This window comes from Kitasatospora sp. NPDC056531 (assembly GCF_042794375.1).
Classification (GTDB): Bacteria; Actinomycetota; Actinomycetes; order Streptomycetales; family Streptomycetaceae; genus Kitasatospora.
Genome location: NZ_JBHTTU010000161.1, coordinates 6,054 through 6,752 on the forward strand (window position 1 = coordinate 6,054; position 699 = coordinate 6,752).

General features: G+C 75.0%; 1 protein-coding gene. It reads left to right on the top strand.

Annotated elements, in window-relative coordinates:
* Nucleotides 1-62 precede the first annotated feature (62 nt).
* Nucleotides 63-581, top strand: a complete 519-nt coding sequence (locus tag ACFQ87_RS42825; RefSeq protein WP_380616389.1) for a GNAT family N-acetyltransferase — start codon at nucleotides 63-65, stop codon at nucleotides 579-581.
* Nucleotides 582-699 lie beyond the last annotated feature (118 nt).

The window sequence follows — 699 nt, forward strand, 5'->3', positions numbered from 1 at the left end:
GGATTGGACACGGGGTCTATCGTTCCACTGAAACGAGTGTTTCAGTGGAAGGGGATGCTGCCATGGCCGCCACCGAGCCCGCGATCGCGACCGTCCGCGAGGCCGACCGGCCCGGCGACCTCGGCGCCGTCGCCGCCCTGCACGGCGTTCTCTACGCTCGCGAGTACGGCATGGACGCGACCATGGAGGCCTACGTCGCCGCCGGCATGGCCGAGTTGGTCCTGGCCCGCGTCCGCGAGGGCGACGCGGCCCCCGGCCGCCTGTGGGTCGCCGAACTCGACGGCCGCGTGGTCGGCGCCACCGGCCTCGTCCGCGCGCAGGAGCGCCCGGGCTGGGGCCAGCTGCGGTGGGTGATCCTCGACCCGGACGTCCGGGGCCGGGGCCTGGGCCGTCGGCTGCTGGGGGCCGCCCTGGCCGAGGCCCGTGCCCGTTCGTACGAGGGCGTGCTGCTCTGGACGGTCGCCGGCCTCGACGCCGCCCACCACCTGTACGCGCAGGCCGGTTTCGAGCTCACCGTCTCCCGCCCCGCCCACAAGTTCGGCCTCGACACGGTCGAACAGCGGATGGACCTGCGCCTCTGAGGAGCCGCGGGCCGCCCGGCCGAAGCGTCTCCCGCTGCCCTTGCGTTCGGTCCGGCGGCGTTACCGGCGAGACCCCTGATGCGCGTGTACCGGGGGTGGGAGGGGCTCCCCCCCCGGG

Bases quoted from the DNA above. Each gene is read 5' to 3' on its own strand.
- ACFQ87_RS42825 (WP_380616389.1), top strand. From the start codon at position 63: ATGGCCGCCACCGAGCCCGCGATCGCGACCGTCCGCGAGGCCGACCGG.